Origin of the sequence: Streptomyces araujoniae (genome assembly GCF_050871195.1) — a bacterium.
Taxonomy (GTDB): domain Bacteria; phylum Actinomycetota; class Actinomycetes; order Streptomycetales; family Streptomycetaceae; genus Streptomyces; species Streptomyces bacillaris.
The window spans coordinates 3,427,225-3,443,682 of sequence record NZ_CP194070.1 but is presented as its reverse complement, the minus strand read 5'-3'; the positions used below and the strand labels follow the sequence as shown (position 1 = coordinate 3,443,682).

Annotated in this window: 11 protein-coding genes and 1 tRNA gene; 9 read left to right on the top strand and 3 right to left on the bottom strand. The window is 70.9% G+C overall.

The genetic code is table 11. The features are described 5' to 3' along the window. Positions 1 to 123: 123 nt before the first annotated feature. From tmk to ACQ9ZG_RS14530, 4 genes are all read left to right on the top strand, one after another. The gene (tmk, locus tag ACQ9ZG_RS14545; RefSeq protein WP_109916181.1) at positions 124 to 3,525 is read left to right on the top strand and encodes a dTMP kinase; all 3,402 of its coding nucleotides are present in this window, start codon (positions 124 to 126) and stop codon (positions 3,523 to 3,525) included. Positions 3,526 to 3,633: 108 nt separating this feature from the next. Beyond that, positions 3,634 to 4,848 carry a DNA polymerase III subunit delta' gene (locus tag ACQ9ZG_RS14540; RefSeq protein ID WP_028416082.1) on the top strand — a complete coding sequence of 405 codons (1,215 nt, stop codon included), beginning with the start codon at positions 3,634 to 3,636 and terminating at the stop codon, positions 4,846 to 4,848. A 79-nt stretch (positions 4,849 to 4,927) separates the two neighbouring features. After that, the gene (locus ACQ9ZG_RS14535) at positions 4,928 to 6,460 is read left to right on the top strand and encodes an alpha/beta hydrolase (protein WP_109916182.1); all 1,533 of its coding nucleotides are present in this window, start codon (positions 4,928 to 4,930) and stop codon (positions 6,458 to 6,460) included. Between the two features lie 118 nt (positions 6,461 to 6,578). Then, positions 6,579 to 6,652: transfer RNA gene (locus ACQ9ZG_RS14530), tRNA-Thr, on the top strand. Positions 6,653 to 6,790: 138 nt separating this feature from the next. Here ACQ9ZG_RS14530 and ACQ9ZG_RS14525 read toward each other — a convergent pair. Both ACQ9ZG_RS14525 and ACQ9ZG_RS14520 read right to left on the bottom strand, forming a co-directional pair. Beyond that, a complete protein-coding gene (locus tag ACQ9ZG_RS14525; protein WP_109916183.1) occupies positions 6,791 to 8,464 on the bottom strand; it encodes a tyrosine-type recombinase/integrase in 1,674 nt (557 codons plus the stop codon). Beyond that, complete coding sequence (locus tag ACQ9ZG_RS14520) at positions 8,461 to 9,162, bottom strand: helix-turn-helix domain-containing protein (protein ID WP_109916184.1); 702 nt, start codon at positions 9,160 to 9,162, stop codon at positions 8,461 to 8,463. Before ACQ9ZG_RS14520 ends, ACQ9ZG_RS14525 begins: the two co-directional genes overlap by 4 nt. 94 nt (positions 9,163 to 9,256) lie before the next feature. Between ACQ9ZG_RS14520 and ACQ9ZG_RS14515 the strand changes: the two genes are divergently transcribed. From ACQ9ZG_RS14515 to ACQ9ZG_RS14495, 5 genes are all read left to right on the top strand, one after another. Further along, positions 9,257 to 9,487, top strand: a complete 231-nt coding sequence (locus tag ACQ9ZG_RS14515; RefSeq protein ID WP_037630553.1) for a hypothetical protein — start codon at positions 9,257 to 9,259, stop codon at positions 9,485 to 9,487. 233 nt (positions 9,488 to 9,720) lie between these two features. Then, positions 9,721 to 11,019, top strand: a complete 1,299-nt coding sequence (locus ACQ9ZG_RS14510; RefSeq protein WP_109916185.1) for a DUF3631 domain-containing protein — start codon at positions 9,721 to 9,723, stop codon at positions 11,017 to 11,019. A 419-nt stretch (positions 11,020 to 11,438) separates the two neighbouring features. Next, a complete protein-coding gene (locus tag ACQ9ZG_RS14505; protein ID WP_109916186.1) occupies positions 11,439 to 12,293 on the top strand; it encodes a DUF2637 domain-containing protein in 855 nt (284 codons plus the stop codon). Positions 12,294 to 12,616: 323 nt separating this feature from the next. Next, the gene (locus tag ACQ9ZG_RS14500; RefSeq protein WP_109916187.1) at positions 12,617 to 13,177 is read left to right on the top strand and encodes a MobC family plasmid mobilization relaxosome protein; all 561 of its coding nucleotides are present in this window, start codon (positions 12,617 to 12,619) and stop codon (positions 13,175 to 13,177) included. Beyond that, complete coding sequence (locus tag ACQ9ZG_RS14495; protein WP_109916188.1) at positions 13,174 to 14,880, top strand: relaxase/mobilization nuclease domain-containing protein; 1,707 nt, start codon at positions 13,174 to 13,176, stop codon at positions 14,878 to 14,880. Before ACQ9ZG_RS14500 ends, ACQ9ZG_RS14495 begins: the two co-directional genes overlap by 4 nt. 150 nt (positions 14,881 to 15,030) lie before the next feature. On the opposite strand, the gene tyrS is transcribed toward ACQ9ZG_RS14495, so the two are convergent. After that, positions 15,031 to 16,434, bottom strand: coding sequence for a tyrosine--tRNA ligase (tyrS, locus tag ACQ9ZG_RS14490; protein WP_109916189.1), 1,404 nt, complete (start codon positions 16,432 to 16,434; stop codon positions 15,031 to 15,033). Between the last annotated feature and the right edge of the window lie 24 nt (positions 16,435 to 16,458).

Genomic DNA, 16,458 nt, shown 5'->3' with positions numbered 1-16,458 from the left:
TGCCTATAGAGGTGCCGGGCAGCGTCACGTCAAGAGGGCGTGAGCGAGTCGGCCGGAAGTGATCTGCGGCCATATGTTCGGACGGGCCGACAGCCACCGTGTCGCTGCCGATAGGCTGGGCGGATGACGCGAGCCGAGCAGCCAACGGTCGTGAGCCCCACCTCCGACACACTTGCCGCAGACTCACGCGAGCGCGCCGTACGGGCCCTGCTGCGTGTTCCCCCGCTGAAGCGGTTGTGGAGCGCCCAGCTCGTCGGCGGTATCGGCGATGCAGTCGCCCTTCTCGTGCTGGTGCTGTTGTCGCTGCAAGCAGCGGTCCTGGAGGGCTCGTTCGGAGCCGGATACCGCGGGGCGGCCTTCGCCGTCGCCGCTGTGTTCGGTGCCCGGATCCTTTCCACCGTGCTCTTCGGAGCCGTACTCCTGGGGCCCCTGACGTCGCTCACGGCGCCCGGCGGGAAGCTGGACCGGCGGTGGCTGATGATCGGGACGGACGGGCTGCGGCTCGCCCTGCTGATCATCGCCCCGCTGTGGATCGACTGGGTGCCGGACAAGGCGCTCATGATGGTCCTCATCACCGTCTTCGTGACCGGTGCGGCCGAGCGCCTGTGGGCGGTGGCCAAGGAGAGCGCCGCCCCGGCGCTGCTGCCGGCCCCGCCGCTCGAAGGCGCCGCCGTCCGCCCGCTCCCCGACCACCTCGACGCCCTGCGCAGGCTGTCGCTCCGTACGAACTTCCTCGCCGTTCCCGTCGCCGCGGTGGTCCTGCTGGTCGCCACGCTGATCGGCAACCTCCTGGGCACCGGCCTGGAGTGGTTCTCCTTCCACCAGGCGGCGCTGGGCTCCTATGTGGCGGCCGGTCTGTTCTCGGCCTCCATCTCGACCCTGTACTTCCTCGAACTGCCCGACACCGCCACCCCCCGGCCGCGCTCGCCCCTGGAGGGGCTGCGCCGCCCCACCCACGACGGCCGCCCCGACAAGGGCCGCACCGGCGCGCTCCCGCTGACCGTCGCCGTCTGCGCCGCCGTCGCCGGAGCGATCGCCGCGGCCGCAGCCGTATCCGTCCTGCACGCCTACGACCTGGGCGGCGGGCCCGTCACGTACGCGCTGCTGATCCTCGCGCTGACCGGCGGCACCGCCCTCGGCATCCGTACGGCGCAGAAGGTGCTGCCCGCCCTGTCGCGGCGGCGCCTCCTCGCACTGGCCACCGCCGTCACGGGCATCGCGCTCCTCGCGCTCGGCCTGGTGCCGGACACGGCGACCGGGATCGCGATCGCGCTGCTCGCCGGTTACGCGGCCGGCGTCACCGCGGGCGTCGGGCACGCGATCATCGACCAGGAGACCGAGGCGGCCCGGCAGACCCGGACCACCGAGCACCTCCAGGCCCTCGTCCGGGTGCTCGTCGCGCTCGGCGCGGTCGCGGGTCCGCTGCTCGCCGCCGCGATCGGGCAGCACCGGCTGGCCTCCGCCTCCGGCGACTTCGTCTTCGCCCACGGCGGCGCGGCCTTCACCCTGATGCTGGTCGGCGCGCTGCTGCTGCCGCTGGCCGCGATCCTCGTCGCGAAGACCGACGACCGGGCGGGTGTACCGCTCCGCCGCGATCTGCGCGAGGCGCTGCGCGGCGGCGACCCGGCGGTCGCCCCGGCGGCCACCGGCTTCTTCCTCGCCCTGGAGGGCGGCGACGGAGCGGGCAAGTCCACCCAGGTCGAGGCGCTCGCCGACTGGATCCGGTCCAAGGGCCACGAGGTCGTCGTCACCCGCGAGCCCGGGGCCACCCCCGTCGGCAAGCGGCTGCGGTCGATCCTGCTGGACGTCTCCTCCGCCGGTCTCTCCAACCGCGCCGAGGCGCTGCTGTACGCGGCCGACCGCGCCGAGCACGTCGACTCCGTGGTCCGCCCGGCGCTGGAGCGGGGCGCGATCGTCATCTCCGACCGCTACATCGACTCCTCCGTCGCCTACCAGGGCGCGGGCCGCGACCTGGCCCCGACCGAGATCGCCCGGATCTCCCGGTGGGCGACGAGCGGCCTCGTACCGCATCTGACGGTGCTGCTGGACGTCGACCCGCAGACCGCGCGGGAGCGGTTCACGGAGGCGCCGGACCGGCTGGAGTCGGAGCCCGCGGAGTTCCACGAGCGGGTCCGGTCCGGTTTCCTGACCCTGGCCGCCGCCGACCCGACGCGCTACCTGGTGGTGGACGCCGGGCAGGAGCCCGAGGCGATCACCACGGTCGTACGGCACCGGCTCGACCAGCTCCTCCCGCTCTCCGAGGCCGAGATCCAGGCCATCGAGGAGGCCCGGCGCAAGGCCGAGGAGGAGGCGCGGCGCAAGGCGGAGGAAGAGGCCGCCCGCAAGGCCGAGGAGGAGCGCCTGGAGAAGGAGCGCCAGGAGCAGCTCGCCCGGCTGCGCGCCGAGGAGGAGGAGCGCAAGCAGCGCGAGCTGGAGGAGGCGCGGCAGCGCGAGGCCGAACGCCAGGCGGAGGAGGCCCGGCAGCGTGCCGAGGAGGCCCGCCGCCGCGCCGAGGAGGACCGCCGCCGGCTGGAGGCCGAGGAGCGGGCCCGCGAGGCCGAGCAGGAACGCCTCCGCAAGCAGGCCGAGGAGGAGGCCCGGCAGCGCAAGGAGGCCGAGGCGCTCCGCCTGGAGAAGCAGCGGAAGGCGGAAGAGGCGCTGGTACGGGCCGAGGAGGCCCGCCGGAGGGCCGAGGCGGAGGCCGCGGCGCGTACGGAGGCGGCTCGGGCGGAGGCGGAGCGTACGGAAGCGGCGCGCGCAGAGGCGGAGCGCGCTTCCCGTGACGCCCGGTCCGAGGCGTCCTCGCGGTCGGAGGGGCACGGGCCGACCGTTCCGGAGAACGAGCTGACGGTGCCCACGCCGATCGTGAACCCGAACGAGATCACTCAGCCGGTGCCGACGGCGCGTCCGGGGGCGTCGGGTCCGGAGAGGGCCGGATCGCAGGAGTCCGGTTCGGGGGCGTCCCGCCCGGACGACGACGTGACGGCGATGCTGCCGCGGGTCACGGAGGAGCGCCGGGGCGGAGACGCCGGGGGCGACCGTGCCGCGCGGGACTCACGTGACGCCGGTGGCGCTCGTAGCTCCTGGGGCGCACGTGAGGCCGGGGACTCCGACCTCACCAACCCCCGGGACTCGCGGAACCCGGGGGACGCGCGGGACTCCCGGGACCCGCGTGCCGCCGGTGCCGACCGTGACGCCGACGAGACGGCCGTGCTGCCGCCCGTACGGGGCGATCGGCCCTCCCGTCCCGCCGACCGGGTGCCCAAGGGCTACTTCCGGGACGAGGCGCCGGAGCCCTCCCCGGCGGAGAGCGAGAACGAGCGCACCCGGGAGCTGCCGCAGATCGAGGACCCGCAGGCGGCCGCCCCGGCTGACAGCGGTTCCCGCGGCCGCCGCAAGCGCCCCCGTCCGGACTGGGCCGAGGAGACCCCGCTCGACGACCTGCCGACGCTGGCGGACGAACTGCTCGGCGGGCACGACGACGACGGCCCCACCGGTGGCCGGGGGCGGCGCCCGCGCGGCTGACGCACCGGCACACCGACGTCCGGCACCCGGCCCGTCCGCCCCCGAGGGGGTGGGCGGGCCGGACTGTCAGTGGCGTCCCCCACAATGGAATCCGAAAGGCGGTGACCGATGACCGTATGGGACGACCTGGTCGGGCAGGACCGGGTGAGGGAGCAGCTCTCCGCCGCCGCCAGGGATGCCGACGCGCTGGTCACGGCGGTTTCCGACGGCAGGCCGGCGGACCCCGGGGCGCAGGGCTCGAAGATGACCCATGCCTGGCTGTTCACCGGACCGCCGGGTTCCGGGCGGGCCACCGCCGCCCGGGCCTTCGCCGCCGCCCTCCAGTGCACCAGCCCGGACCGGGCGCTGGGCGGGGAGCCGGGCTGCGGCTTCTGCGACGGCTGCCACACGAGCCTGATCGGTACGCACGCCGACGTCCAGGTCATCCGCACGGACCTGCTCTCCATCGGTGTGAAGGAGACCCGCGACCTGGTCCGCCGGGCACAGCTCTCCCCGGCGGTCGGCCGGTGGCAGGTCATCGTCATGGAGGACGCCGACCGGCTCACCGAGGGCGCGGGCAACGTGCTGCTGAAGGCGGTCGAGGAGCCGGCGCCCCGCACGGTCTGGCTGCTCTGCGCGCCCTCGCTGGAGGACGTGCTGCCCACGATCCGCTCCCGCTGCCGCCACCTGAGCCTGAGCACCCCGCCGGTGGAGGCCGTGGCGGACGTCCTGATCCGCCGCGACGGCGTCGACCCCGAGCGCGCCCACGCCGCGGCGCGGGCCACCCAGGGGCACATCGGCCGGGCGCGCCGGCTGGCCACGGACGAGCGGGCGCGGGCACGCCGGGCGGCGGTGCTCAAGGTTCCGCTGCGGGTCGCCGATGTCGGCGGCTGCCTCAAGGCGGCCCAGGAGCTGATCGACACGGCCACCGAGGACGCCAAGCAGCTGGCTGAGGAGGTCGACGCCAAGGAGACCGAGGACCTCAAGGCGGCGCTCGGCGCGGCCGCGGGGGGCCGGATGCCGCGCGGCACGGCGGGGGCGATGAAGGAGCTGGAGGACAAGCAGAAGCGCCGCAAGACGCGTACGCAGCGCGACAGCCTGGACCTGGCGCTGACCGAGCTGACCGGCTTCTACCGGGACGTGCTGGCGCTCCAGCTCGGTTCGCGGATCGCGATCGCCAATGTGGACGTGCAGGACACGCTGGACCGGATCGTGGAGTCGTCGACGCCCGCGCAGACGCTGCGCAGGATCGATGCGGTGATCGCGTGCCGACGGGCGATGGACCGCAACGTGGCACCACTGCTGGCGGTGGAGGCGATGACGATGTCGCTGAGAGCGGGCTGACGGACCTGGGGGCCGGATCCGGTTCACCCGAATGAGCAGGGAATCGGACGACTCGTCACCTGCCGGATACGCTCCCAGAATGAACACCAGGCGCCTGCTCCGCACCTTCGCCATCGGGATCGGCACGGCCGGTCTGCTCGCTTCCGGTTGCAGCGGCGGAGGCTCGTCGCCGAGCGCCTCCGCCACCGGCACGGCCGCCCCCGCCGGGCTGGACCCGTACTACGCGCAGAAGCTGAGCTGGCGCGACTGCGGGGTGGAGGGATTCGAGTGCGCGACGATGAAGGCGCCGAGGGACTACGACAAGCCGGCCGACGGCGACATCGACCTCGCCGTCTCGCGTAAGAAGGCCACCGGCCCCGGCAAGCGGATCGGCTCGCTCCTGGTGAATCCGGGCGGCCCCGGCGGCTCCGCGATCGGCTATCTCCAGGGGTACGCGGCGCTCGGCTACCCGGCCCCGGTGCGCGCCCGCTACGACATGGTGGCCATCGACCCGCGCGGTGTGGCCCGCAGCGAGCCGGTGGAGTGCCTGACGGGCAAGGAGATGGACGCCTACACCCAGGTCGACCAGACCCCGGACGACGAGGCGGAGGTCCGGAAGCTCACCGACGCCTTCGAGAAGTTCGCGCAGGGCTGCGAGAAGCGGAGCGGCGAGATCCTCCCGTACGTCTCCACCGTCGACACGGCCCGCGACATGGACGTGCTGCGCTCCCTGCTGGGCGACGAGAGGCTGAACTACGTCGGCGCCTCGTACGGGACGTTCCTGGGCGCCACGTACGCGGACCTCTTCCCGGACCGGGCCGGCCGTCTGGTCCTGGACGGCGCGATGGACCCGTCCCTCCCGGCGGTCGACATGAACCGCGACCAGACGGCGGGGTTCGAGGGCGCGTTCCAGTCCTTCGCCGCCGACTGCGTCAAGCAGCCGGACTGCCCGCTGGGCACGACGTCCACGGCGGACGCGGCGGCGGCGCTGAAGCAGCTCTTCAAGGACCTGGACGCCGAGCCGATCCCGACGGGCGACGAGGACCGCGAGCTCGGCGAGTCCCTGGCGACGACCGGAGTGATCGCGGCGATGTACGACGAGGCGGCCTGGCCCCAGCTCCGCGAGGCGCTGGAGGGCGCCCAGCGCAGTGACGGCTCGGGCCTCCTCTCGCTGGCCGACAGCTACTACGAGCGCGACCCGGACGGGAAGTACGCGAACCTGATGTTCGCCAACGCCGCCGTGAACTGCCTCGACCTCCCGCCCGCCTTCGACGGCCCCGACGCGGTGGAGAAGGCGGTCCCGGACTTCGAGAAGGCCTCCCCGGTCTTCGGCCGGGGCTTCGCCTGGGCCTCCCTGAACTGCGCCTACTGGCCCACCGAGCCCACCGGCACCCCCCACCGCACCGAGGCGAAGGGCGCCGCCCCGATCCTCGTGGTCGGCACCACCCGCGACCCGGCCACCCCCTACAAGTGGTCCGAGGCCCTCGCCGCCCAGCTCGACTCCGGCACCCTGCTCACCTACGACGGCGACGGCCACACGGCGTACGGCCGGGGCAGCGACTGCATCGACACGGCGATCAACACCTACCTCCTGGAAGGCACCCCGCCCACCGACGGCAAGAAGTGCACCTGACCTCCCCACACCGGCCCTGACCAGCACAGACGACCCCGGGGGTGCGGTGTGCGGAGCACCCCCGGAAACTGTGTAGACTTGGCCCCGCTGCTGATCGCACCATAGTGCGACAGGGTGTGCCGCCTTAGCTCAGTTGGCCAGAGCAACGCACTCGTAATGCGTAGGTCTCGGGTTCGAATCCCGAAGGCGGCTCAGAAGAACCCCAGGTCACATAGCCCGTGACCTGGGGTTTTCTGTTGCTCGGGGCATGGTGGGTCATACGGCCGGGTTGCCGTGACGTTGCTTGCGTGAGCGATGCGTGAGCGATGCGTGAGCGGAGCCGCTCGGGACCTACTTTGTGGGCTTGCGGCGTGTGGCCTTCTTGGCTGCCTTGGCCTGGGCTTTCGCCTTGTCCCGCTTCGGCTTGCCGCTGCCCTTGTTGCCCTTGCCGACGTCGGCCGCCTTGGCCGCAGCCTTCCTGGCCTTCTCCTTCTTCGCGGCCTTGCGCGCGGCTTTCTCGGCCTCGGCCTTGCGCTGGAGGGGGACGAGCTTCGCGGTGGCCTCGGCGGCGCTCTTGCCGACGTGGGGGAGGACGCTCTGGTAGATGTCCCGCGTGATGCGGGTGTCGCTGTGCCCGAGGGTGTCCGACACGATCTTGATGTCAATGTCGGCGGCGAGCATGAGGGTGGCCGCGCCGTGGCGCAGATCGTGCAGGCGGATCGGCGGGAGACCGGAGGCGCCGACGAGGCGCTCGAAGAGGTCGGTCACCTTGCCGGGGTGGAGCCAGGAGCCGTCTTCCTGGGTGAAGACGTGGCCGGTCTCGACCCAGGCTGTGCCCCACTCTTCGCGGGCCGTTTCCTGCCGTTCGCGGTGGTGCTTCAGGACGTCGACGGTGTCGTCGTCGAGGGCGACCACGCGGGAGCCGCTGTCGGTCTTGGGGTCGGACGCTTCCACCTCCCAGCCGTCCTGGACGAGTTGAGAGGAGACGGTGAGGACGTGGGTGTCGAGGTTCGTCTCCGACCACGGCTGGCCGCACGCCTCGCCTCGGCGCAGGCCGCGGAACGCGATCAGGTGCCACATCGCGTACAGCCGGTCCTCGGCGACGAAGTCGAGGAAGGCACCGGTCTGTTCCGGCGTCCAGACCATCACGGGCGACGGCTTCTCGCCCGTCTGCTCCCACTTGGCGACCCGCTCGTCCGTCCACACGAGCGCCTTCGGCTTGCGCACGGGGTCGATCTCGACATGGGCGGCCGGATTGAACGTGATGATCTGCTGCCCGATCGCGTCGTTCAGGGCTGCTCGGAGGGTGGCCTTGACGTGCAGCCGCGTGGCAGGGCCGGTGACGCGCCGAAAGGGCGGCATCTCGTCGATCGCGGCTTTCATGGCCTTGCGACGAGCCCGGTTCCCGACACCCTTCCACGGCACCGTCGCCAGCTCGTCGAGAGCGGCTCGCCGCTGGGCGTTGTCCTCCAGGATCTGGGCGTTCGCCTCGCGAATGTCGGTGAACATCTCGCTGAGGTGGCTGACGCGCAGCCGGTCCAGGCGCCGGCTGCCGATGCGCGGCTTCAGATGGACGCGGATATCGGTCTCGTAGCGGTTGAGACCGGACTTGCGTATGCGCTTGCCGGCCAGCCACCGGTCGAGCCATTCGGCGACGGTCAGGCTGCCTATGAGGTCCTGACCGGAGTTGAGGCGCCGCCGCGTCTCCTCGACCTCGGGCAGAGATGACCGCTCGCGGCTGACCTCGGCCAGCATCTCGGCGATGAGTTCGGTGCCCTCGGGGTCGTCCGAGTCGGCGAGCCCGAGGAGGGCGCGTACGTGGTCGAGGTCGGCCTGGGCTGCCCTGAGACTGGCGTACCCGCCACGGGCGAAGGAGCGGCGGCTGCCGTCCTCGCGGGGTGAGAGCTCCTGTCGTACGGAGTAGGTGCAGTGGTTCCTGCTGCTGCGCTTGGGGCAGGAGGTGCCGAGTTCCTTGCCGGTCTTCGGGTCGCGGCAGGAGCAGCGGCGGTAGGTGGAGCCCTTCAAAGATCATTCTCCTCGCTGGTTTCGGGATCGCTCCCGGATGAGTCGATTACGTCGGCCAGGTCGGGCCACAGGAACGGGGGCGTGACGCCCTCTTCCTCGATGAAGGCGCGAACTCTGCGCAGGCGGTCTTCGGCGTCGTCCGCCGTCTCGGCGGCGCGGGCCTGGGAGCGGAGGGCCTCGGCCTTCCGGTCGGCATTCGGGGCGGTCTGGGCGTGGTAGCGCGCGTACTCCTCGTCGCGTCGCGCACTTCGCAGCCGCTCCTGAGCGGCGTGATGGGCTCGGAAGTAGCGGAGCATGTCGTCGTCCGCGCCGAGATCGGTCTCCTCTCCCGTGAACCAGCGCAGTGCATCCAGGGTGGAAGTGGAGTCCTGGAGCGGGAGCCGCTGCACATCCTCGATGTAGCCCACGGGATAGAGGAGGCAGATGGGTGGGGTGTTCAGGGCTTCGGCCAGCACCATGACGTCGACCAAGGGCAGGTTGGAGCGGCGTCCGGACTCCATGTTGGCGATGACGTTGCGGGGGATCGGATGGCCGATCTCCGAGCACCTGTCGGCCAAGTCCTGTGCGCTCCAACCCAGTTCCTTCCGTCGTCTGCGGACCTCGGCGGCCACGGTGGCCATGACCTGGTCCACCCACTCCGGGACGTCGTCCTCGTCGTCGGCCTTGCTCGATCCATGGTGACTTCGGCGTTGTGTCATACAGACACATTAGCTCGCTTAGCGTTGATTCCAAGACCTGGAGACGGACGCGGAGGTCGCGTTCGCCGTGGGCTCAGTCATGGATGGAGTGCGCATGCGCCAGAACGAGGACGCCGGAGGGGCGAAGGGGATGAGTCGCGAGGAGCTTCTGGGGCTCCCGGCGGCCGTTGACCTGGAGACGGGTAACCGCGCGTTGGGGCTCGGCCGGAGCAAGGGCTACGAGTTGGCCAAGCGCGGCCAGTACCCGTGCAAGGTGCTCAGGCTCGGGAACGCCTACCGGGTGGTGACGGCAGACCTGTTGGCTTTGCTGGGGCTGGCCGCATGAGGCGTCTGATGCGCCGTAGGCGCTTCTGCGCTGAGCTGACACAGAAACGCTGGACTGTGGCACGCCGTGGACGTACTGTCCGTGGTCGCTCGCGGTACCGAGACCCCCGCGAGAAGAGGGAGAGCCTCCGACGGTGCAACGTCGGAGGCTCCAGGACTCCCCAGCAATCCCGTGAGATCCGACCCGGCGGCAAGGGCGTGCAAGCCCGCAGCCGCCAGACGAGGAGCCGCCCAGTGCAACCCGAGAACCCCGACTCCTATTCCACCCCCGCCCGAGCGGCCTGGCCCGCCACGGCCATCCCCGGCCGGCCCGGCGCTCATCTGGGTCCGGCCCAGGCCGCCTATGCCACACCGGAGATGCACGATGGTCCGGCTGACGGCAGCGAGGCGGACCCGGCAAGCGGCCTGGAGACCATTCCCGACGCGGAGCCGACGCCAGGCTCGGATCTGCTGGACGAACTGCGCTCCCAGATAGCCCAGTTCGTGATTCCGCCCTCTCCCGAGGCGCTGGACGCGACCACCCTCTGGGTGGCGGCGACGCAGCTCCAGCCCGCCTGGCAGCACGCCCCTCGGCTGGCAGTGGTGGGACCTGCGAAACGGTGCGGGAAGTCGCGGCTCCTGGACGTGCTGACCGAGACGGTCCACGAGCCGATGCTCACCATCAACACCACACCAGCGGCCATCTTCCGCTCGATCAACGAGGAGGAGCCACCGACGCTGCTGGTGGACGAGGCCGACACCATCTTCGGCCCCAAGGTCGCGGAGAAGAACGAGGAGACACGCGGACTCCTCAACGCCGGCCACCAGCGCGGCCGGTACGTCACCCGGGTCGTCGGCAACGACCACACCCCGCACAGGTTCGCCACCTTCGCCATGGCGGCCATCGCGGGGATCGGTGACCTGCCGGACACCGTCATGGATCGATCCGTCGTCATCCGTATGCGCCGCAGGGCCGAGGGCGAGAAGGTCAAACCCTTCCGCTCGCGACGCGACATCCCGGCCCTGCACGAACTGCGCGACCGTATCCGTGCCTGGGCTCTCCCGCTACTGGAGGACGCTTCGAGCCTGGAGCCGGAGATGCCGGTCGAGGATCGAGCCGCCGACACCTGGGAGCCTCTGGTGATCATCGCGGACCTGGCCGGCGGTCGCTGGCCACGGCTTGCGCGGATCGCGTGCGCACGGATGGTCGCGGCCGAGGTGGCAGCTGAGGAGGACCACCCGAGTGGGGCGCGGATCCTCGCTGACATCCGACGGGTCTTCTTCGCGCAGCGGGAGGCGGACAGCCTCTCCACCGAAGACCTCCTGCACCATCTGAACGCGGATGCCGAAGCCCCGTGGGGAGAGCGTGGACGCTACGGCCTGACCTCCCGGGAGCTCAGCGGGATGCTGCGCGACTACGACATCCGGCCCGGCAACGTGCGCATGGCCGACCGGACTCAGCGCAAGGGCTACACGCGCAACAAGTTCCTGGACGCCTGGCGGCGGTACTGCCCGACCGTCCACCCGGTCGACGCTCGGCGTGGCGAAAGCTGACCCCCACCTCCCTGGTTGCCGTACTTGCCGTCCCTGCCGTGATCGTGCAGGTCAGGGCACACAGCAGCAAGACGGCAGCCGAGGGCAAGACGGCAGCGCACGCGCCTGAGCACGTGCAGCCAGCAGGGGGACGGCGTCCAGCTCCGTCTTGCCCCGTCCCAGGCGTCTTCGCCGTATCGCAGCAGGTCACAGTCCTGCTCGCTGGGACGGCTGCCGCGACCGGCCGTCCCAGCGGATGCAGGCGCCCGGACACGAGCCGGGGCGGATCCGCCTCACCCCTGTCCCGAGTCGGGACAAGACGCCAGAGCTTCCCGCCAAGACGGCACGTCCAGCGCGCTGCCGTACCGCGCTGACCTGCACGTGCAACGCACAAGACGGCAAAGACGCCCCTCACCCACTACCCCCAAGGAGATTCCCGCTTGACCGCTCCGCACCTCACCACGTCATCACCGCAGACACGAGATGACGTCCCAGCCGAAGGGCAGCGCCCGAAGCGTGCCGACGTAGAGCGGCTCGTGCTCGGCGCGGCCGGCATCGTCATCGTGGTTCTGACAGCCGGAGCCTTCTGGCTGTCCTACGCGCACCTCGCCGATGTCGCAGGCCAGCACGGGCTGGGCGCATCCCCCATCCGCCGGTGGGCCTGGCCCGCCACCCTGGACGCGTTCATCGTCGCCGGTGAACTGCTCATGCTGCGGGCTGCGCTCCGGCGTACGACCGACCTCTGGGCCGTCGCCGTAACCGCTGCCGGATCGGTCGGCTCTATCGCACTGAACGTCGCTGGGGTCAGCGGCGCGGACAGCGAGCGCAGCGTTCCGCTCCTCGACTACGTGGTCGCTGCCGTCCCTCCAGCCGCCGCGATGGTCGCGTTCGGCGTGCTGATGCGACAGATCCACCAGCATGTGGCACCAACCGATGCCCCATCCGGTATCGGCTCCGTAGCTGTGCGGAACCGGCCGGTCGGTGAGCACGGCGAGGGTCGACGGCAGGACGCTGCCGCCGAGGTTCCGCAAGCTTCCGGCGAGGAGCGGACGGAATCCACGTCCCCGGTGCCGAAGGCCAAACCAGTCGGCGGCCGTCCTCCGAAGGCGACCATCGAAGAACTGAAGGCCATCGGCCGGGCCGCCGGTCGCCAGCACGGCAAACTCACGCGTGGCCTGCTGCGAGCTGCCGTGAAGGAACAGAACTTGACGATCGGAAGCGCGCGGCAGACCGAAGTCATGGAGTCGCTCCGGCCGGAACTCGAAGCCGCTGGCATCAAGGTCTCCGGAGGCTGACGCCTCATGTGCTCGGGTGACCGGAACCCTTCCGGTCACCCGAGCACACGCCGGTCGCCCCGCAGATCCCCACACCTGTGACAACGCGATGGCTCGCGCCACCGGGTCGCCGTGATCCTGTCCGCCGAGCCGCATCTGGAGCATCTTCCATGCAGCACAGCCAGCACCTACCTGACGACACCTCCGCTGAGCCGCCCGCCTCGGCACAGCCCCGTACGCTGCTGTCCCGACTGCGTCGGGCGTTCGGACGGGCTGCCCCGGGCGGAGCCAGTAGTACCCCGAGTCCGACTCAAGGCCGGTCTTCGGGGATCTCCGCCCCGGGGGTGGCGGAGACGGCCCAGCGCCAGGGGGCGCTTGGCCGGGAGGTCGGGGCCGAGGGCGGCCCCGACCCGGACGAGCTCCACGCCGTCCAGCAGCAGATCCTTCGCCCCGCACCCGCCACCGATCCGACAGCCGGCGAACGAGCACCGCAGAGCGTGCAGCCGACGATCCGCCGCTTCACCGGCACCAAGCGGACCGTCCGTGTCGGACCGCTGCGCTTCACTGGAGACGAGCACGCCGCGCTCCAGGAGGCCGCAGCCGAGCACGGCTACAAAGGGGAATCCGGCTTCACCGCGGACATCGCCCTCGCCTTCATCACCGGCCGGTTCACGGCGAACCTGCCGCTGTCCGAGGACCGTCGCCGCACCCACATGTTCCGCGCCCAGGTACTGCGTGAACTCAACCGGATCGGCGTCAACGTCAACCAGATCGCCCGCGCCCTCAACAGCGACCTCACCCCACCCGACGTACGTCACCGTCTCGACGAGCTCCACCACCTGCTGGACCTGCTCGCCCGAGCCCTGCATGAACCCGCCGAGACGGAGAAGGAGCAGGCCGCGTGATCGCCGCCATCAAACCGGCCGGGTCCAACACCCGTGGCCTGCTCGCCTACCTCTACGGCCCCGGCCGCCACGACGAGCACCTCGACCCGCACATCGTCACGGGCTTCGCCATGCTCGGTATGCCCGACCCCGGCCGGAACCCGGACGCCACGCTCACCCAGCTCGCCCGCCACCTCGACGAACCCGTGCACCTTCGGAACAGCGAGTTCGGGAAGAAGGTCACCGACCATGTCTGGCACTGTCCCGTCCGCGCAGCCCCCGAGGACCGGCACCTCTCCGACACGGAGTGGGCCGACATCGCCCAGCGCATCGTCGAAGCCGCAGGCATCGCCCCGCCCGGAGACGACCTCGGCTGCCGGTGGATCGCCGTGCGCCACGCGGACGACCATATCCACATCCTCGCCACCACCGTCCGCGAAGACGGCCGCCGCCCTAAACTCCACGGCAGCGGCATCCGCGTCGGTGACGCCTGCCGCCAGATCGAGACCGAGTACGGCCTGCGTCAGCTGAAGATGGGCGACCGCACCGCCGGAAAGCGCCCCACCCAGGCAGAGATGCACAAGGCTCAACGCCTCGGCTGGGAGCAGACCAGCGGCGACTGGCTCCAGGACCGCATCCGCGCCGCCATCCCCCACGCCAGCAACGCCGAGGAACTCCTCGCCTACCTCGAAGCCGACGGCATCGCGATCAAGCCCCGCCGCGCCCCGTCTGGAGACCTCCTCGGCTACGCCGCCGGCCGCCCCGGTGACCTCAACAAGGACGGGAAACAGATCTTCCACCCCGGCGGAACGATCGCCCCCGACCTCACCCTCCCCAAGCTCAGGGCCCGCCTCGAAACCACCGCACCCGAAGAACACCCCACCGCACGCCGACAGCGCCCCACCACCCCCTGGCACCAGGCCACCGACGCCCTCGACACCCTCCACCAGGGCATGACCGACGACACCCACGCCCAGGCCCACATCACGGCGCTCGGCGAACTCATCGAGGCCACCGCACAGAAAGCCCCTGACCACTCCCGAGCCGAACTACGAACCGCAGCACAGACATTCGCCCGCGCCCAGCACTCCCAGATCCAAGCCGAGCACCAGACCGCCTATACCCTGCGCCGCGCGACCCGCGACATCGCCCACACCACCACCGGCCCCGACGGCAGCGCCTTCGCCGCCCTGCTCGCCGCCCTCGTCTGGGCCACGATCATCGCCGCCCGCTGGCACGAAGCGAAGAACCACGCCCACCAGGCCGAAGCCGCCCGCCAGACTCTCCACCACCTACACAACGCCGCAGACCACGCCCTCGCCCCGGTCATCGACAACCTCGCCGCTCGTCAGCCGAGCGACCAGGCCAGCCGAACCCTGGCCCACGACGTCCGGGCCGCCGTCCCCGACCACGCCGACCGCATCCTCACCGACCCCGCCTGGCCGGCCCTCGCCACCGTCCTCGCCGACGCCGAAGCAGGCGGCCACAAACCCCACCAGCTCCTCAAGGAAGCCGCCGCTCAGCGCGAACTCACGAGCGCCCGCCAACCCGCCCGCGTCCTGATCACCCGCATCCAGCACACCAGCCGTAACCCGGCAGCCAACCGCCGTGCCGAAGCCGCCCGCCAACGCACCACCATGGGAACATCGCCTAACAATGGGGCTCCGGCATCACAGACGACGATTCCCTCTTCTGCTCCTGCACGGCACCGCCCCAGGCGATAGCGGACCGGCTGCGAGCGCAACCCCGATTGGACCTCGTGGTCCTGGTGTCTCTCCCCACATCCCAGGTCATGAGAACGCTCCTCGCCAGCTACACCGAGGGCAAACAGTGCGGTGCCGACCCACGATCGTGAGTCGGCACCGCGCCTGGTCTCAGACGTCGATGCGGGCGACCTTGCGGCCCACCTTGAGGTACAGCTCGGCACCTTCGAGCGCGCCGATCTCGCCGACGACTTCGCCGAGCGTCTGCTGAACAGAAGCCTCCGTGAGTGGCGTCGGCTGCTGGTCTCCGTTCGACTCGCGGATCAGGCGGAGCCCCTTCTGCTGAGCCACGCGGCGCACCGCGGAGATGCTGGGAGCAAAGTCCAGCGTGCGGCTGATCAGCGCCCCGAGGGTGTCCTCGGCGTGGTCCTTCAGGGAGATGACGGGGAGGTTCTGGGTGTCCGCGAAAGAGCGCTTGGAGAAGCGTGCCGTGAACTCCGCGCGGGCGGCGGCGGCAGCGTCCAAGCCGTGGAGGGCGGCCACCACCTCGCCGGCGAGGATGCGCTTGATCGCCATCGGGTGCGCGGTCCCCTCCTCCAGGCGCTTGGTGACCACGCGGATCTCGTCGTCCGTCCATTCGGTGAGCAGCTGGAGGTACGGCTCGGTCAGGTGGTCGGGGATGGACATCAGTCGGCCGTAGACGTCATCAGGCGACGCCGTCAGGCCAACGTAGTTGCCCTTGCTCTTGCTCATCTTGGTGCCCGTACCGTCGGTGCCTTCGATGAGCGGGGTAGTGATGACGACCTCGGGTGACTGATCCGAGATCTCCATGACCTTGCGGCACATCTGGAGGTTCAGCAGCTGGTCCACACCGCCGAGTTCGACGTCGGCGTCGATGGCCACGGAGTCCCAGGCCATGACGACGGAGTAGACGAACTCGGCGACGGACAGTCCATGGCCATCGGCCAGCCGGGTGCGGAAGTCCTCGCGCTGGAGCGACATGGAGACCGGCACCCGGGCGAGGACTCCGACGAGCTCCGGCAGGGTGACCTTGTTCAGCCACTCGCCGTTGAAGCGCAGGTCGGCACGCTCGAAGTCGATGAACGGCGTGACCTGCTGCTGGTAGCCGCTCAGATTGCGGGCGATGTCCTCGTCGGTGAGGGGCGGTCGATCCGAGGACCGTCCCGACGGGTCACCGATCTTGGCCGTGACGTCACCGATGATGAAGACGACGTGGTGGCCCATCCGCTGGAACCGGCTGGCGATGATGATCGGTACTGCGTGGCCCAGGTGGACGTCGGGCGAGGTCGGGTCGATGCCGTACTTGACGACGAACGGGCGTCCGGCGGCCTGCGCGGCTTCGATCTTCCCGGCCAGCACCGCCGCTGAGGGAATCAGGTGGTTCGCACGCCCCTCGACCAGTGCGGCCTGCTCCTCGGGGGAGAGGTCGGAGAGGTCCAGGGAACGCCGTGCCGTTGTCTCGCTGAGCAGCTGCGCGGCCGTATAGTCCGCGCCCAGGTCCGCTCCATCGAGGATGTGCATGACACGGGTGACGGACTCGCTCAAACGGCTCATGGCGCTTATACGCTCCTGGGTCGG

Coding starts and splice junctions, on each gene's coding strand:
- ACQ9ZG_RS14520 (WP_109916184.1), bottom strand. CDS start 9,162: ATGACACAACGCCGAAGTCACCATGGATCGAGCAAGGCCGACGACGAG.
- ACQ9ZG_RS14535 (WP_109916182.1), top strand. CDS start 4,928: ATGAACACCAGGCGCCTGCTCCGCACCTTCGCCATCGGGATCGGCACG.
- tyrS (WP_109916189.1), bottom strand. CDS start 16,434: ATGAGCCGTTTGAGCGAGTCCGTCACCCGTGTCATGCACATCCTCGAT.
- ACQ9ZG_RS14515 (WP_037630553.1), top strand. CDS start 9,257: ATGCGCCAGAACGAGGACGCCGGAGGGGCGAAGGGGATGAGTCGCGAG.
- tmk (WP_109916181.1), top strand. CDS start 124: ATGACGCGAGCCGAGCAGCCAACGGTCGTGAGCCCCACCTCCGACACA.
- ACQ9ZG_RS14540 (WP_028416082.1), top strand. CDS start 3,634: ATGACCGTATGGGACGACCTGGTCGGGCAGGACCGGGTGAGGGAGCAG.